Raw genomic sequence first — 16,101 nt, 5'->3', positions numbered from 1 at the left:
TCTCGCATGGAGGCCCAGATGACCCCGACCGATCTCCCGCTGATCGCGCCCGAACGCCGGGTTTCGGGCATTCGCCCGTTCAAGGTGCTCCACCATTTCGGCCGACTGGTCGAGGACAAGGAGGACACCGAACAGGTGTTCCACATCATCGAGGCGACCAAGGGCAGGCGCACCCACCGGCAGGCGCGCGAATTCATCCTGTCGGCTGAAGGCCAGCGTTTCCTTGCCGAAGGGCAGGACATTCCCGCCATGCTGGATGATCACGAACGCTGGGCCGGTCTGCCCGAAAACAGCGTTGCGCAGCGTTACATCGCCTTCATGAAGCGCGAGGGGCTCTCGGCTGCGGGGTTGGTCGCGGAAAGCCACAAATGGGCGCCGCCAGAGACGCTGCCGCGCGATCTTACCCAATGGTATTTCGATCGCCTGCGCGACACGCATGACCTGTTCCACGTCCTGACCGGCTATGGCCGCGATGCGCTGGGCGAGACGAGCCTGCTCGCCTTTTCCTATTCGCAGAACCACAACAAGGGGCTGCTCTTCATCGCCTATGCCGGCGCGCGGCAGATCGCCAAGGTTTCGGGCACGAAAGCCCCGCTGATGCGGGCGGTGCGCGAAGGGCAGCGCAATGGCCGTGCGGCGGCGAAGATCGCGCATGAGGACATCGCGGCGCTGATGCGAGAGGATATCGACGCGGCGCGGGCGCGGCTCGGGATCGCAAAGCCGGTGATCCATCGCGAATGCATCCGGATCCTCGAAGCCGAAGGCAATTTTCGCGAGGAACTGACGCTGGGCGGCGCGGAAGCGGCCTAGCGGTCCGCCTTGGCGATCACGAATTTGACGGACGACCAGATGTCGTCGAGCGCGCATTTCTTCGTGTCGACGAGCCCGAGTTCAACACCGATGCGCTGAACCTGAGCCTCGTCGAGCGCGGTTTCGCTGGCCGATTCCCCGTTCGGAAAGCTGACCCAGATCTGTCCGTCGCTTGCGATCTGCCCCTTGAGCCGCGAAAGCCTTGCCGAAAGGTGCGCGCCGTCCGTCACGAAGATATGGGCCGCGTCGATCCCCTCCGCCGGATCGGCCACGAAGACCAGATCGAGCGCGTATTCGTCGATTTCGTCCTGCACATGGTCCGGCATTCCCTCGAACCAGCAACGCTGCCCGTCGCGCAGGTTGAGCTTTCTTGCGAGCGGCGTTCCGGAGTGGCCGGCGCTCATCAGCTCTCCATCCAGTCCCTGAAGAAGCTCTCATGCGCCTCGCGCAGGCTTGCGAGGCTCTGGCCCAGCAAGGTGTCGCCGCCGACGGTGCCGATCCGGGTGAAGCCGACCAGTTCGGCCTCGGCGCTTTCCGGCCCCTCGGCGACGATGCGGTTGAAAGCCTCGGCGTTCTCGGGCGAGACGGTGACGACATAGCGCGCCTGGTCTTCGCCGAACCACCACTGCGCGGGTGTATAGGCGACATTGCGCGCAAGCTCGGCACCGAGACCCCCGGACAGCGCCATTTCCGCAAGCGCCACGGCGAGGCCGCCATCGGATACGTCGTGCACCGCGCTAAGCAATTGCTCGTCGATCAACCGGCGCACGATTTCTCCCGCGCCGCGTTCGGCCTCGAGATCGACCGGCGGCGCGCGGCCTTCCTCGCGGCCTTCGATCACGGCAAGCCAGAGCGACTGGCCGAGATGCGAGCGGGTCGGGTCGGGCGTCGCCCAGAATTCGGGCGCGACGAGGTAGATCGCATCGCCCGCCGCCTTGAAGGCGGGGGTGGTCATGCGGCCAGCGTCCTCGATTACGCCGACCCCGCCGATCGCGGGCGTGGGGAGGATCGCCGAGCCGCCGCCGGTTGCCTTGCTTTCGTTGTAGAGGCTGACATTGCCGCTCACGATCGGGAAATCGAGAGCGCGGCAGGCATCGCCCATGCCTTCGAGAGCGTGGACGAACTGGCTCATGATCTCGGGCCGCTGCGGGTTCGCGAAATTGAGGCAGTTCGTCACCGCCAGCGGCCGCGCGCCCACCGCGCACAGGTTCCGCCATGCCTCGGCGATGGCCTGCTTTCCGCCTTCACAGGGGTCGGCATGGACATAGCGCGGCGTGCAGTCGGTGCTGATCGCGAGCGCGCGATTGGTCCCGTGAATGCGCACCACCGCCGCATCGCCCCCGGTCTGGAGCGTGTCGCCCATCACCTGCGAATCGTATTGCTCCGCGATCCAGCGGCGCGAGGCAAGGTTGGGGGAGGCGAGCATTTTCAGGAGGTCCGCGCCCGGGTCCTTTGATTCCGGCACTTCGGACAGGCGCGGGATGTTGACCCACGCGCTGTATTCGTCGCGGGAGAGATAGGGCCGTTCATATTCCGGCGCATCGGCGGCAAGGGGGCCCAGGGGAATGTCGCAAACGACTTCGCCGTTCCATTCGAGCACCATGTGCTGCGTGTCGGTGACCTCGCCGATGACCGCGAAATCGAGCTCCCACTTGGCGAAGATCGCCTCTGCCATGTCCTCCTTGCCGGGCTTCAGCACCATGAGCATCCGCTCCTGGCTTTCCGACAGCATCATTTCATAGGGCGTCATGCCCTCTTCGCGGCACGGCACCTTGTTCATGTCGAGCCGGATGCCGGCCTTGCCGTTCGTCGCCATTTCGACGCTGGAGGAGGTGAGGCCGGCTGCGCCCATGTCCTGGATCGCGACGATCGCATCGGTCGCCATCAGTTCGAGGCAGGCCTCGATCAGCAGCTTCTCGGTGAAGGGATCGCCGACCTGGACCGTCGGGCGCTTGGCATCGGCGTCCTCCTCGAAATCCGCGCTCGCCATGGTCGCGCCGTGGATGCCGTCACGCCCGGTCTTGGAGCCGACATAGACGATCGGATTGCCGACGCCGGTGGCTGCCGAATAGAAGATCCGGTCCGCGTCCGCGATCCCGACGGTCATCGCGTTGACGAGGATGTTGCCGTCATATGCGGGGTGGAAATTGGTCTCGCCGCCCACGGTCGGCACGCCGACGCAATTGCCGTAGCCGCCGATGCCCGAGACGACGCCGGAAACGAGATGCTTCATCTTCGGATGGTCAGGGCGCCCGAACCGCAGCGCGTTCATGTTCGCGACCGGCCGCGCGCCCATGGTGAAGACATCGCGCAATATGCCGCCCACGCCCGTCGCCGCGCCCTGATAGGGTTCGATGTAGGATGGGTGGTTGTGGCTCTCCATCTTGAAGATGGCCGCGAGCCTTTGCCCCTCCGGCCCTTCGCCGATATCGATCACGCCCGCATTCTCGCCCGGCCCGCAGATCACCCACGGCGCCTGCGTGGGCAGTTTCTTCAGATGCACGCGCGAGCTCTTGTAGCTGCAATGCTCCGACCACATGACCGAGAAGATGCCGAGCTCGACGAGATTCGGCTCGCGCCCCAGGGCATGCAGGACACGCTCGTATTCCTCGGGAGAAAGGCCGTGCTGTTCGATCGTCTCGGGGGTGATGGCAGTCATGTCGGGGCTCCTTGGCTGGGCCCTTTAGGTCACGCGGAGCGGGCCGCCAAGCCGCCTCTTCGGATGCGCTGGCGGTTCTCCCCGACCCACCAGGCGAGCGCGGTCAGCACGCCGAAGGCGACGAGCGCCTGCAGGTAGAGGAACGCGCCCGCCTCGGCCGGGTGCGGGGCGAACCAGTTGAAACCCTGAAGCGCAAGGAGCGCCGCCAGCAGGATGAGCGGCTGCCCGACCGGACCGCGCGTGCGCCCGAGGTAGAAGAAGAAGGCGGCGAGCGTGATCCCGATTTCGAGCGGCATGGCGATGAGCGGCCAGTCCCACAGGCCGAGCCCATAGGCAGGCGGCGATCCCGCCAGCGTGAGGTCGGGCGCATGGGTCAGCCAGTCGAGCACCCAGTGCGACATCACCACTGCGCCTGCAATCAGCCCGCCTGACGCATTGCGCTGCCACAAGGTGACGATCAGCGCGAACCCGATCGCCCAGGCGGCGCATCCGGCAAGGCTGTGCGTATAGGGCATGTGGTAGAGATCGAACGGGACCATCGCGGTCGCGCCCGGCTCCACCCGCATCTTTTCCACGCCGATCAGCGCGAGGGAGAAGAAACCCCAGTCCACCAGCTGCGCGGCTATGAACAGGGTGTCGAGCTTCGGGCTGCGCTCGCCAAGAGCGGCAGCGGCGAAGGCCGGTGCGAAGTGACCGATGAACATGGCTGCGACCCCTGTTCGAGCTATTCGGCGCCGAAAAAGCGCAGCGTCACCCATGTCGCGATCGCGCTCGTCGTGCCGGTGGCGAATGCGCCCCACATGATGTCGAGCACGCTGATCCTGGTCGCCCACACCTTGAACACGGCCTGCGAGGTCAGATCGAAGGTCGCATAGCACAGCGCGCCCAGCAGCACGCCGTTGAGCAGCGCATATCCGACCGATCCGCTTTCGATGCCCGGGCGAATCGCGAACCATGTCATCCCGGCGAGATAGAGGGCGTAGAACACGCCGGCGGCGGCCATGTTGAAATCCTCGGCCATGATTTCGCCGATGACCGGACGGTACAGATTGCCCGCCGCCCAGCGCAGCCACATCGCATCGAGCAGGCCGAACACGATTGCCGCGGCGACATAGGCCGTGATCCACTTCACCATTGTCTGCTTTCCCTGTTGCCCCAGTTCACTTCCAGTTCGACCGGGAGCCTTGACCGCCGGACGGGTCCCGGTCAATGCTTGGCCCATGGACGAGGGAAACAGCGCCGCGGACGGGGCGGCCGAAATCGGCAATATGAGTTTCGAGCAGGCGCTGGCCGCGCTCGAACAGGTCGTGCGCCAGCTCGAAAGCGGCGACGTGCCATTGGACGAATCGATTGCGCTCTACGAACGCGGCGAGAAACTGCGTGCAGCCTGCCAGAAGCGGCTCGACGCGGCGCAGGCGCGGATCGAGAAGATCGTGACCGATGCGGGTGGGCAGCCCACCGGCACCGCGCCGCTTGACGAAAGCCGCTGACATGACAGTGGTCGGAATGGATGGCGACCTGCTCGCCGACGGGCTCAAGCGCGTGCAGGCCGAAGTGGATGCGAGCTTCGACGATCTGCTGCCGGTGCCCGACGACACGCGCGCCCGGCTCGTCGAGGCGATGCGCTATGCGACGATCGGCGGCGGCAAGCGGGTGCGTCCGCTGCTCGTGGTGAGCACGGCGGAAATGTACGGGGTCAGCCGCGAGGCGGCGATCCGGGTCGGCACCGCGGTCGAGGCGATCCATGTCTATTCGCTGATCCATGACGACCTGCCCTGCATGGACGACGACGAACTGCGCCACGGCAAGGCGACCGTGCACAAGGTCTATGACGAGGCAACCGCGGTCCTGGCAGGTGACGCGCTCCACGCGCTCGCCTTCGATATCCTCGCCGATGCCGACACCAGCACCGATCCCTTCGTGCGGAGCGAGCTGATCGCAACTCTCGGCCACGCTTCGGGCATGAACGGCATGGCGGGCGGTCAGATGATGGACATGGTCGCCGACGAGGAAGGGGTCGATTACGACCTGCGCGCGGTGACCCGGCTGCAGCAATTGAAGACCGGCGCGTTATTGGGCGCGAGCGTCGAGATGGGCGCGATCCTGGGCCGCGTACCCATCGAGACACGAGCGCATCTGCGCGCCTATTCGCGCGACATCGGCCTTGCCTTCCAGATCGCCGACGACCTGCTCGACGTGATCGGCGACGAGGCGAAGGCGGGCAAGGCGCTGAGGAAGGACGAAGTGCAGGGCAAGCAGACGTTCGTTACCCTGATGGGCGTCGACAAGGCCCGCGAACAGGCCCGCGCGCTGGTCGACCAGGCGATCGCGCATCTTGCCAGCCACGGCAGCGAGGCCGATACGCTGCGCGCGCTCGCCCGCTTCATCGTGGAGAGAGACCGATGAAGGCGATCGCTCTCTCGCTGCTCGGCCTGTCGCTTCTTCCCGGTTCCTGCTTCGGCCCCGATCCAAACGACCCCATTCAGCGCGCGTCGGAACGACTGGTGGCGCGGTTCGACGTTCCTTCCTGTTCGAACGCCAAGCCCCTGCGCGGAGCTGGCGAAAGATTGAGGGACGAAAATGGCAAGGCGTACGGCAGCGGCATGACGTGGTCCTACGTCGCGGACGACGCCTGCCTTGCTGCCCTCGAAGCCGAGCTCGGTGCCTTTGGTTTCGTTGAGATGGATGCCGAAACCTACTTCCTGGAAGCAGGCGAGTTGTGGTCCGACGAGGTGAGATTCGGGCGCGCCGCAAACGGCAGGCCCGGCAATCTTCATTGGAAATATTCGACTTTCCGATGACACGTTTCATTCAATTTCCGGAGGCCTGGCCATGAAGGCGCCGCTTTTCGCCATATATGTCACGCTCGCCGTGGTGATCGCTGTCGTGCTGTTCGTCCTCATCCCAACGGGGGAGCCGGGCGACGCGCAACCCGACGTTCTCGACGAACAGATCATCCTCGTGCTCAACACGTTCGGGGTCGGCACTTGCGAGGAGGTCCGCGTCGTCGGGTCGTACAAGCGCACCGATGCGCAGGGCTTTCGCCAGATGCTCGCCTACAGCGCGCCGATGGATTGCGTCGAGGCGATGCGCGCAGCCGCCCTCGCGCGCGGTTTCGCCGAAGGGCAGGGCGGGACCTACGTGCTCGAGAACGCGGGCGCGCCCGAAGCGTTGACGATCTACACCGAACCGGGCGCCGCGCGCGGCGCGTTCGAATGGGAAAGGGCCGGACGATGACCAGCCGCATCGGAATCTATCCCGGCACCTTCGATCCCATCACGCGGGGTCATGCCGATATCATCCGGCGCGGTTCGAAACTGGTCGATCGGCTGATCATCGGGGTCACCACCAACCCCTCGAAGAACCCGATGTTCGAGACCGACGAACGTTTCGCCATGGTCGAACGCGAGGTGAACGCAATGGGCCTCACCAACGTCGAGGTCGTCGGCTTCAACGCGCTGCTGGTGAAATTCGCGCAGAAACAGGGCGCAAACGTCATCATCCGCGGCCTGCGCGCGGTCGCCGATTTCGAATACGAATACCAGATGGCGGGCATGAACCAGCAACTCGACGAGGAGATCGAGACGGTCTTCCTCATGGCCGACGTCTCGCTCCAGCCGATCGCGTCGAAACTGGTCAAGGAAATCGCGCTCTACGGCGGCGACATCTCCCGTTTCGTCAGCGCCGAGGTCGAGGCCGAAGTGTTCGAAAGGGTCAAGCTGATCGGGCTCAAGGGCGATTACTGACCGACCGGCGCGAGGCCGGACGGGGGACGCGGCTTCATCATTCATTGAAGTGTCAGGTGTGCGCCGTTAAGGAACGCCGCCAAACGAGGAACCTTTAAGACCCGTGCCCATGACAAAGACCCTGCAAGGCCCCGCGGCCCTGCGCCCTCTCGCGTCCCGGTCGGCTTTCGCCGCGTTGCTGCTGGCGGCCGCCTTTGCCGCGCTGCTGGCCCCGTCCCCCGCGCGCGCGCAGGACATGAACCAGGACCAGGAAGCCGAGGAACGCGAGGAAGTCGCGCCCACCGGCCCGCGCCTCTACGAACCTCTCAGTTATGACATGTCCGAGGACCGCGAGAACATCTGGGTGCTCGACCTTTCCAATGGCGAAAGGGTCTCGATCCGCCTGATGCCCGACTGGGCGCCGGACCATGTGGAACGGATCAAGACGCTTACCCGGCAGGGTTTCTATGACGGGGTGATCTTCCACCGCGTCATCGACGGCTTCATGGCGCAGAGCGGCGATCCGACCGGCACCGGGCAGGGCGGGTCCGAACTGCCCGACCTCGAAGCCGAGTTCAATTCCATGCCGCATGTGCGCGGAACCGTATCGATGGCCCGCGCGAACGAGGAAAACAGCGCGAACAGCCAGTTCTTCATCGTGTTCTACCCGCGCTTCAGCCTCGACAAGCGCTACACCAATTTCGGCCGGGTGATCGACAACATCGAAGCGGTGGACGCGATCCAGCGGGGCGAGCCGCCGCAGAACCCGACCCGCATCCTCCAGGCCTCGCTCGCCTCCGACAACGTGCCGCCGCCGACCTCCGCCGCGCCAAGCCGGATGGAGCAGGAGATCACCGCCGACATGCTAAGCTCGCCCGTCCAGCAATAGGCGGGTGCAGCGATAAGGCTGCGCGTTTCGGCCTTGCGCCGGGCGGGAATGGGATTAAGCGCACGCGCCATGCGTGTCGACCTCTTCGATTTCGAATTGCCGCCCGAACTGATCGCGCTGCGCCCGGTGCGCCCGCGCGATGCGGCGCGGATGCTGCTTGTGCGAGGGACGGACCCTTCCGCCCCGATCGAGGACAGGGGCGTGCGCGATCTGCCGGACCTGCTGAACCCGGGCGACGTGCTCGTCTTCAACGACACCCGCGTCATTCCCGCCCAGCTCGAAGGGCGCCGCAGGGACGGCGAGGCGAAAGTCGGCGCGACGCTCCACAAGCGGATCGACCTTCGCCGCTGGCAGGCTTTCCTGCGCAATGCGAAGCGGGTGAAGGAAGGCGACGCGCTGGTTTTCGGCGGCGGCGTCACCGCCATCGCCGAGGAGCGGCACGGCGACGGCTCGATGACGCTGTTATTCGAGGGCGAGGAGCCGGTCGAAGTGCTGCTGGACCGGGCCGGCACCATGCCGCTGCCCCCCTACATCGCCAGCAAGCGTGCAATCGACGAAGCGGACCGCGAGGATTACCAGACCATGTTCGCGGCGAAGGACGGCGCGGTCGCAGCGCCCACCGCTTCGCTTCATTTTACTCAAAGGCTGGTCGATGCGCTCGATGAGCGGGGGATCCTTCGCGAAACGCTCACCCTGCATGTCGGGGCGGGGACCTTCCTGCCGGTCAAGGCAGAGGACACCGAGGATCACCGGATGCACGCCGAATTCGGGATCATCCGAACCGAAGTGGCCGACCGGCTCAACGCCGTGCGTGCGGCAGGCAATCGGATCGTCGCGGTCGGCACGACCTCGCTGCGCCTGCTCGAAAGCGCCGCGCAGCCCGACCGCACCATCGCCCCGTTCGAAGGCGACACCGACATCTTCATAACGCCGGGCTACGCCTTCAACGCGGTCGATGGCCTCATGACCAATTTCCACCTGCCCAAATCGACGCTGATGATGCTGGTGAGCGCGCTGATGACGCGCGAGCGGATGATGGCTGCCTATGCCCACGCGATCGCGAACCGATACCGCTTCTATTCCTACGGCGATTCCTCTCTGCTTCTGCCCGGAGGGTGAACACCGCCCCCCGCACACCCTTGCAATCCGGCGCGGCCCTGCCACACCGGGCGCGTGAGCGACACCATCCTGAAAATCGAGAATCTGTCCAAGGTCTACAGCGGCGGCGTGCGCGCCCTCGACAATGTCGACCTTGAGATCAAACGCGGCGAAATCTTCGCCCTGCTGGGACCGAACGGGGCGGGCAAGACGACCCTGATCGGCGCGGTTTGCGGGCTGGTCCGGCCTACCTCGGGCACGATCACCGCCTTCGGGCACGACATGGTTTCCGACTGGCGCGCGGCGCGGCGACGGATCGGGCTCGTCCCGCAGGAATTGTCGACCGACATGTTCGAACAGGTCCAGCATGCAGTCGCCTATTCGCGCGGGCTGTTCGGCCGCTCGCCCGACAAGGCGCGGATCGACGAGATCCTCAGATCGCTCAGCCTCCATGAAAAACGCGCGGTCCAGATCCGCGCGCTTTCGGGCGGGATGAAGCGCCGGGTGCTGATCGCCAAGGCTCTCGCCCACGAACCCGAATTGCTGTTCCTCGATGAACCGACCGCGGGCGTCGATGTCGAATTGCGCAAGGGGATGTGGGAACAGATCGCGGCGCTGCGCGAACAGGGCGTGACGATCATCCTGACGACGCATTACATCGAGGAGGCCGAGGAAATGGCCGACCGCGTCGGCATCATCAGCGGCGGGCGCATCCTGATGGTCGAGGACAAGGCGGCGATCATGGAGCGGCTCGGCACGACCGAAGCCGTGATCGCGCTCGCAACGCCGCTCGATTCGCTGCCCGAGGGGCTGGGGCGCTTCCCGCTCGAATTGCGTGCAGGCGCAAACGGGGCAGCCAGCGAACTCGTCTATCGCGGCGGCGACGGCAAGGGCCGCGGCCGGGCGGAGATCGCCGAGCTGACAAAGGCGCTGGTTGCGCTTGGCATCGACTATGTCGGCATCGACATCCACGACAGCTCGCTCGAGGACATCTTCGTCTCGCTTGTCGGCGAACAGGGGAACGGCGCATGACTTTCGGATTCAATGCGCGCGGGGCGTGGTCGATCTATCGCCGCGAACTGATGCGTGCCTTTCGCACTGCCTTCCAGTCGATCCTGTCGCCGGTGCTGACCACCTCGCTCTATTTCATCGTGTTCGGCACGGTCATCGGCGGGCGGATGGAGCCGGTCGACGGGGTGGCCTATGGCGCCTTCATCATTCCGGGCCTGCTGATGCTGACCCTGCTGGGCGAGACGACGAGCAATTCGTCATTCGGCATCTACATGCCGCGCTTTACCGGCACGATCTACGAATTGCTTTCCGCGCCCGTGGGCGTTGCCGAAACGCTGATCGGGTTCGTCGGGGCGGCGGCGACGAAGGGCCTGATCCTTGCAGGCATCATCCTGCTGACGGCGACCTTCTTCGTCGATTACACCATCGCCCATCCGTTCTGGGCGGTGGGCTTCATCGTGCTCGTCATCGCGAGCTTTTCGCTGTTCGGGTTCATCCTCGGCATCTGGGCGGACAGTTTCGAGAAGCTGGGGATCATCCCGCTGCTCATCCTCACCCCGCTGACCTTTCTGGGCGGGACTTTCTATTCCATCGACGACCTGCCCGCGCCGTGGGATTCGCTCGCACTGATCAATCCGATCGCCTTTCTCGTCAGCGGGCTGCGCTGGACGTTCTACGGCACGTCCGATGTCGCGATCGGGGTTTCGCTTGGCCTTACGCTCGCATTTCTGGCGGCGTGCGTCGCGGTGATCGCGGTGATCTTCCGCACCGGGTGGCGCCTGCGCGAATGATCGCCGTTCGTCGGTCCGGATCTGCCTTTCGACAAATCTGAATCGGGCGTTCACTTGCGTGCAAGCTCGCCTGTCATAGCTGCGATTCCGCGACCCCGCTCAAGGGGTTGCCTATGCAGAGGGAACAATAATGAAAAGTACCGCCATTCGCGCGGGCCTGGCTGTCGCCATGCTCGCGACCCCTTCGCTCGCCTTCGCGCAGGACCAGGGCAACAAGCCCGAAGTCACCGTCGGCGCGCAGGCCGGCTACCACGATCTCGGCATTTCGGACGAAGTGTTCGACATCACCGGGATCGAGGTCGATGACGCCAGCCCGATCTTCGGCGGCTTTGTCTCGGTCGACTTCCCGCTCTCCGACGCGCTCTTCGCCGGCGTCGAAGGCAATGCCAATTTCGGCACCGACGCGCTCGATGCCGATTACGGCGCCTCCGCGCGGCTTGGCATCCGCACCGAGAACGGGACCAAGTTCTATGTTCGCGGCGGCTACCAGTGGGTCGATATCGACTATGCGAACATCCTCGACGTGCCGGACGATGCAGTCCCGGCCGGGCTCGATTCGACTTTCGGCGACTACCTTGTCGGCGTCGGCATCGACCTGCCGCTTGGCGGGGTGAGCCTGCGCGGCAATGTCGACACGATCGCCTTCGACACCGTCCGCGCGACTGCGGGGGTCGGCTTCCGCTTCTGAGCTGTCGCTTGCGAGGCAAAACCGGGGGCGCTCGCCGTGTGGCGGGCGCCCCTTTTCGCGCGCGGCAGGTGACAGCGCGCCCGCGCGCGGCTAGCGGCGCTTGCATGACCGCTCCCCGTTTCAAGTTTACCCTCCATGCGACCGACGGAAAGGCACGCACCGGCACGATCGCCATGCAGCGCGGCGAGATCCGCACGCCCGCCTTCATGCCGGTCGGCACGGCGGCGACGGTAAAGGCGATGAAGCCCGAGACCGTGCGCTCGACCGGTGCCGACATCATCCTTGGCAACACCTATCACCTGATGCTGCGCCCCGGCGCGGAGCGGGTCGCGCGGCTTGGCGGTCTTCATCATTTCATGAACTGGGAGCGCCCGATCCTGACCGACAGCGGCGGGTACCAGGTGATGAGCCTTTCGGACCTCAGGAAGCTGAGCGAGGAAGGGGTCGAATTCCGCAGCCATCTCGACGGGTCGAAGCACATGCTCACCCCCGAACGCTCGATGGAGATCCAGCGCCTGCTCGGCTCGGACATCGTCATGGCCTTCGACGAATGCCCGCGCGCGGATCGTCCCCGCGACGAAATCGCCGAAAGCATGGAGCTGTCGATGCGCTGGGCGAAGCGCAGTCGCGAAGGCTTCGATTCGGGCGAAGACCATGCCGCGCGCGCCGCCCTGTTCGGAATCCAGCAGGGCGCGCTCGATGAAGACCTGCGGCGCGTTTCAGCGCAAAAGCTGACGGATATCGGTTTTGACGGATATGCAGTCGGCGGGCTTGCCGTGGGCGAGGGGCAGGAGGCGATGTTCGGCGTGCTCGACTATGCGCCAGGCCAGTTGCCGCACGATCGTCCGCGCTACCTGATGGGCGTGGGCAAGCCCGATGACCTGGTCGGCGCGGTCGAGCGCGGGATCGACATGTTCGACTGCGTGCTGCCCACCCGATCCGGCCGCAACGGCCAGGCGTTCACCTGGGACGGGCCGCTGAACCTGCGCAATGCCCGCCATGCCGAGGATACAGGTCCGCTGGACGAGCGCTGCACCTGTCCGACCTGCGCGAACTACAGCCGCGCCTATCTCCACCACCTCCACAAATCGGGCGAAATCCTGGGGGCGATGCTGGTCACCGAGCACAATCTCGCCTTCTACCAGCAGCTGATGCAGGCCATGCGCGCGGCGATTGAAGAGGCCCGTTTCGCCGCTTTCGCGAGCGATTTCCGGCGGGATTACTGCAAGGCCTAGGCTTTACTTGTCCGCTTCGCCGGATAAGCTGCCTCCAAGTCGCAAACGGGGGCAAACACATGAAATCTCTGGTCAAAGGCCTCTCCGGCCTTCTCGCCGGCGCGGCGCTTTGCGCGCTCGCCGTTCCCACATCCGCGCAAGGCGCGCCGACAGCCCCTGCGGGCGCGAAGGACGACCTCGACAAGACCGCCGAACGCTTCGGCATCCGGGCCTCGGTGCTCGACATCAGCCTTTCGCCCTCGGGCCGCAAGCTCGCGTGGATCGCAACGGGGCCGAACCACACCGAGGTGCTGCGCGTCTACGACCTCGACAGCGATGCCGGCATCCAGACCATCGCTGGCAATTCCGAGATCATCGCCGACCTTGCGCGCTGCGAATGGGCGACCGAGGTTCGCATCGTTTGCCAGGTCCACGGCATGGCCAAGACCGGCGACGGTCTGCTGCTGCCCTTCACTCGGATGTTCGCGATCGACGAAGACGGGTCCGAAATCGACCAACTGACCGAGCGACAGGACTGGAGCGCAATCGGCTTCAATCAGGATGGCGGCAACATCGTCGCGCTCGACGTGGCGGGTGAGCCGGGCCAGATCCTGATGACCCGCGAATGGATCAAGGAGGTGGAAATCAACACCCGCCTCGCCAACGACAAGGAAGGGCTTGGCGTCGACCGGATCGACGTCGAAAGCGGCAAGCGCAAGGTCGAGGAACAGCCCGACGACGGCGCAGTGTCCTACCTCGCGGACGAGAACGGCGCGGTCCGGTTCAAGACGCGCGGCCTGTTCGACGGGCGCGGATATGACACGGGCGAGCGGGTCCACATGGTCCGCCGCAAGGGCGAGTCGAGCTGGGAGACGCTCGAGGGCGTGACGCTTGGCGGGGCGGCGGTTCCCGGCTTTTCGCCGGTCGCTGTCGACGGGGAGCGCGACGTGCTGTTCGCCTATGTCTCAATCAACGGCTATCGCGCGCTGATCGAGATCCCGCTTTCCGGCGCCCCGCAAGCGAAAATCCTTGCCGCGCGCGACGATGTCGATGTCGACGGGCTCATCCGCATCGGCCGCCAGCGCCGCGTTGTCGGCGTGAGCTATGCGACCGAAAAGCGCGACGTCGAATATTTCGACGAGGAACTCGCCGAATTCGCCGCCGCGCTCGCCAAGGCGCTGCCGAACCAGCCGCTGATCGACATCGCCGGGGCAAGCGCGGATGAAAGCCGCCTGCTCGTCATCGCGTCCTCCGACACCGACCCGGGAACGATCTACCTCTACGACAAGGCCAGCCGCCAGCTCGAGGAGCTTCTCGCGCTGCGCGAATTCCTCGTCGGCGTGCAGATGGGGCGGATGCAGCCCGTGACTTTCCCCGCCGCCGACGGGACCGAAATCCCGGGCTACCTCACCCTGCCGGCGGGTTCGGATGGCAAGGGCCTGCCCGCCATCGTCCTACCCCACGGCGGCCCGGCGGCGCGCGATTACTGGGGGTTCGACTGGCTGGTGCAGTTCTTCACCGCGCGCGGCTATGGGGTGCTCCAGCCCAATTATCGCGGCTCTGCCGGTTATGGCGAGGCATGGTTCGGCCGCAACGGCTACCAGGCGTGGGACGTGGCGATCGGAGACGTCAACGACGCCGGGCGCTGGTTGGTCGAACAGGGCATCGCCGATCCTGAACGGCTCGCGATCGTGGGCTGGTCCTATGGCGGCTATGCAGCGTTGCAATCGCAGGTGGTCGATCCCGATCTCTTCAGGGCGGTCGTGGCGATCGCTCCGGTCACCGATCTCGAGTTCCTGCGCGACGAGGCGCGGCGCTACACCGGCTTTCGCGCGCGCGACGATCAGCTCGGCAACGGCCCGCACATCGCCGCCGGGAGCCCGCAGCGCCACGCCGACCGCTTCAAGGCGCCGGTCGCGCTGTTCCACGGCACGCTCGACGGCAATGTCTCGGTGCGCCATTCGCGGGCCATGGCGGACGCGCTCAGGGACTTGGGCAAGCCCGTCTCCTATACCGAGTTCGAGGATCTTGAGCACAGCATCGACGACAGCAGGGCGCGGGCCGAGATGCTGACCGAGATCGACCGCTTCCTCTCCGGCGCGTTCGCCGGGTGACGTCGGCGCGCAAGGCTTTTCCAAGCCTCTCGACAAACGCTCCGCTTCGCGCCAAGGCCTCGCCATGACAGACGTGCCAGCCAAGCCGCCCGAGGAATGCGAAACCATGATCGAGGTGCGCGTCGGCGTAGATGCGACCGACCGCGAATTGATGGACCTGCTCGACCGCCGTTTCGGATACATGCGTGCCGCCGCGCGGATCAAGCAGGAACGCGGCGCCGTGCGCGACGAGGATCGCAAGGCTTATGTCATCGCCGCCGCGGTCAAGGATGCCGAGACGCGCGGGCTTCCCGCCGACGTGATCGCGGATCTGTGGGAGCGGCTCGTCGAGGGCTCGATTCGCTACGAATTCACCGAATGGGACCGGATCAGGGACTGACCTTTTCCCTGAGGAAATCGGGCAGGCGCGCCTCCTTCTCCTGCGGCTTCTTCTGACGGATCGAGCCTGCGAGCTTTGCGATCCGTTTCTCCCACCCAGAGAGGCGTTTTGCGGCCTGCTTTTCGTCGCAGGGGCCGAGCGCCAGCATCCGCACCGGGGCAAAGCCGCAGAAACCGAGCACCTGCCCCTTCCAGCGGCGCACCAACGGGTTGCCGTAATACCAGCGCAGCACGAAAGGCGGGGTGTCCATCGTCGCGATCACGTCCGCGGAGCGGCCCGCCATCAACTTGTCCCACCACGGATCGTCGTCGTGATAGGCGAAGGTGAATCCGGGGAGGAACAGGCGGTCGACGAGGCCCTTCAGTTCCGCAGGCTCGCTCCCCCACCACATCGGGAAGCCGACGACGAGATGATCGCACGCATCCAACGCCTCGGCGAGGCGGGCTATGTCCGGTTCCCATTGCGTGCGCACGCGGTATCCGTGCCGCAGCACCGGCGTGAAGGCGAGGTCGCGAACCGCGACGCGCGTCACCGTTGCCCCGGGGGGCAGGGCGCGTTCGTAGGTGTCGAGCAGATGGGTGGTGAGGCGGCCCTCGTCAGGATGGCCGTCGATGATCAGCACGTTCATGGATGATCCCCCTTTTCGGGCGGAGTGATCGCAAACAGTGCCGCGGATGGAAAGCGCAAAAGAAAAGGGCGGCCCGCAAAGGACCGCCCCGTTTC

At 65.6% G+C, this 16,101-nt stretch carries 19 protein-coding genes; 14 read left to right on the top strand and 5 right to left on the bottom strand.

What is annotated here, in order from left to right; genetic code table 11:
* Positions 1 to 18 precede the first annotated feature (18 nt).
* Positions 19 to 810, top strand: a complete 792-nt coding sequence (locus Ga0102493_RS08405) for a Coq4 family protein (protein WP_034901871.1) — start codon at positions 19 to 21, stop codon at positions 808 to 810.
* Here Ga0102493_RS08405 and Ga0102493_RS08400 read toward each other — a convergent pair.
* Genes Ga0102493_RS08400 through Ga0102493_RS08385 form a run of 4 tightly spaced genes read right to left on the bottom strand, consistent with a single transcriptional unit; the run spans position 807 to position 4,604 of the window.
* The gene (locus Ga0102493_RS08400) at positions 807 to 1,214 is read right to left on the bottom strand and encodes a DUF3052 family protein (RefSeq protein ID WP_034901277.1); all 408 of its coding nucleotides are present in this window, start codon (positions 1,212 to 1,214) and stop codon (positions 807 to 809) included. The genes Ga0102493_RS08405 and Ga0102493_RS08400 overlap by 4 nt on opposite strands.
* Complete coding sequence (gene purL / locus Ga0102493_RS08395) at positions 1,214 to 3,469, bottom strand: phosphoribosylformylglycinamidine synthase subunit PurL (protein ID WP_034901279.1); 2,256 nt, start codon at positions 3,467 to 3,469, stop codon at positions 1,214 to 1,216. Before purL ends, Ga0102493_RS08400 begins: the two co-directional genes overlap by 1 nt.
* A 29-nt stretch (positions 3,470 to 3,498) precedes the next feature.
* Positions 3,499 to 4,173: a metal-dependent hydrolase gene (locus Ga0102493_RS08390; RefSeq protein ID WP_034901281.1), complete on the bottom strand. Its 675-nt coding sequence runs from the start codon at positions 4,171 to 4,173 to the stop codon at positions 3,499 to 3,501.
* Between the two features lie 20 nt (positions 4,174 to 4,193).
* The gene (locus Ga0102493_RS08385; protein ID WP_034901283.1) at positions 4,194 to 4,604 is read right to left on the bottom strand and encodes a DUF2177 family protein; all 411 of its coding nucleotides are present in this window, start codon (positions 4,602 to 4,604) and stop codon (positions 4,194 to 4,196) included.
* A gap of 85 nt (positions 4,605 to 4,689) precedes the next feature.
* Between Ga0102493_RS08385 and Ga0102493_RS08380 the strand changes: the two genes are divergently transcribed.
* From Ga0102493_RS08380 to Ga0102493_RS08320, 13 genes are all read left to right on the top strand, one after another.
* On the top strand, positions 4,690 to 4,959 hold the full coding sequence (locus tag Ga0102493_RS08380; protein ID WP_051697614.1) for an exodeoxyribonuclease VII small subunit: 270 nt from the start codon (positions 4,690 to 4,692) through the stop codon (positions 4,957 to 4,959).
* A gap of 1 nt (position 4,960) precedes the next feature.
* The gene (locus tag Ga0102493_RS08375) at positions 4,961 to 5,875 is read left to right on the top strand and encodes a polyprenyl synthetase family protein (RefSeq protein ID WP_034901286.1); all 915 of its coding nucleotides are present in this window, start codon (positions 4,961 to 4,963) and stop codon (positions 5,873 to 5,875) included.
* Positions 5,872 to 6,270: a hypothetical protein gene (locus Ga0102493_RS08370; RefSeq protein WP_034901288.1), complete on the top strand. Its 399-nt coding sequence runs from the start codon at positions 5,872 to 5,874 to the stop codon at positions 6,268 to 6,270. Before Ga0102493_RS08375 ends, Ga0102493_RS08370 begins: the two co-directional genes overlap by 4 nt.
* Before the next feature lie 31 nt (positions 6,271 to 6,301).
* Entirely contained in the window at positions 6,302 to 6,706 is a 405-nt protein-coding gene (locus Ga0102493_RS08365) for a hypothetical protein (protein ID WP_034901290.1), read from the top strand.
* Positions 6,703 to 7,215 (top strand): pantetheine-phosphate adenylyltransferase, encoded by a 513-nt coding sequence (coaD, locus tag Ga0102493_RS08360; protein WP_034901292.1) that lies wholly within the window; start codon positions 6,703 to 6,705, stop codon positions 7,213 to 7,215. The genes Ga0102493_RS08365 and coaD overlap by 4 nt, the downstream gene beginning before the upstream one ends.
* A gap of 235 nt (positions 7,216 to 7,450) precedes the next feature.
* Positions 7,451 to 8,083, top strand: coding sequence for a peptidylprolyl isomerase (locus Ga0102493_RS08355; RefSeq protein ID WP_174544555.1), 633 nt, complete (start codon positions 7,451 to 7,453; stop codon positions 8,081 to 8,083).
* A gap of 69 nt (positions 8,084 to 8,152) precedes the next feature.
* A complete protein-coding gene (gene queA / locus Ga0102493_RS08350; RefSeq protein ID WP_034901297.1) occupies positions 8,153 to 9,202 on the top strand; it encodes a tRNA preQ1(34) S-adenosylmethionine ribosyltransferase-isomerase QueA in 1,050 nt (349 codons plus the stop codon).
* Between the two features lie 54 nt (positions 9,203 to 9,256).
* Positions 9,257 to 10,213 (top strand): ABC transporter ATP-binding protein, encoded by a 957-nt coding sequence (locus tag Ga0102493_RS08345; RefSeq protein WP_034901299.1) that lies wholly within the window; start codon positions 9,257 to 9,259, stop codon positions 10,211 to 10,213.
* On the top strand, positions 10,210 to 10,983 hold the full coding sequence (locus Ga0102493_RS08340) for an ABC transporter permease (RefSeq protein WP_034901301.1): 774 nt from the start codon (positions 10,210 to 10,212) through the stop codon (positions 10,981 to 10,983). The genes Ga0102493_RS08345 and Ga0102493_RS08340 overlap by 4 nt, the downstream gene beginning before the upstream one ends.
* 130 nt (positions 10,984 to 11,113) lie before the next feature.
* Positions 11,114 to 11,671, top strand: coding sequence for a hypothetical protein (locus Ga0102493_RS08335; RefSeq protein WP_150132444.1), 558 nt, complete (start codon positions 11,114 to 11,116; stop codon positions 11,669 to 11,671).
* Between the two features lie 104 nt (positions 11,672 to 11,775).
* Entirely contained in the window at positions 11,776 to 12,906 is a 1,131-nt protein-coding gene (gene tgt, locus Ga0102493_RS08330; protein WP_034901306.1) for a tRNA guanosine(34) transglycosylase Tgt, read from the top strand.
* Between the two features lie 59 nt (positions 12,907 to 12,965).
* Positions 12,966 to 14,999 (top strand): alpha/beta hydrolase family protein, encoded by a 2,034-nt coding sequence (locus Ga0102493_RS08325; protein WP_034901308.1) that lies wholly within the window; start codon positions 12,966 to 12,968, stop codon positions 14,997 to 14,999.
* Between the two features lie 64 nt (positions 15,000 to 15,063).
* Positions 15,064 to 15,378, top strand: coding sequence for a chorismate mutase (locus Ga0102493_RS08320; protein WP_034901310.1), 315 nt, complete (start codon positions 15,064 to 15,066; stop codon positions 15,376 to 15,378).
* Here Ga0102493_RS08320 and Ga0102493_RS08315 read toward each other — a convergent pair.
* Positions 15,368 to 16,006 (bottom strand): NAD(P)H-dependent oxidoreductase, encoded by a 639-nt coding sequence (locus Ga0102493_RS08315; protein WP_034901313.1) that lies wholly within the window; start codon positions 16,004 to 16,006, stop codon positions 15,368 to 15,370. The two genes, Ga0102493_RS08320 and Ga0102493_RS08315, sit on opposite strands and share 11 nt — an antisense overlap.
* Positions 16,007 to 16,101 lie beyond the last annotated feature (95 nt).

It is taken from the genome of Erythrobacter litoralis, from assembly GCF_001719165.1.
In the GTDB taxonomy this organism is placed as follows: Bacteria; Pseudomonadota; Alphaproteobacteria; order Sphingomonadales; family Sphingomonadaceae; genus Erythrobacter; species Erythrobacter litoralis.
The sequence above is the reverse complement of the archived record's forward strand: the minus strand, read 5'-3'. Positions and strand labels throughout refer to the sequence as shown.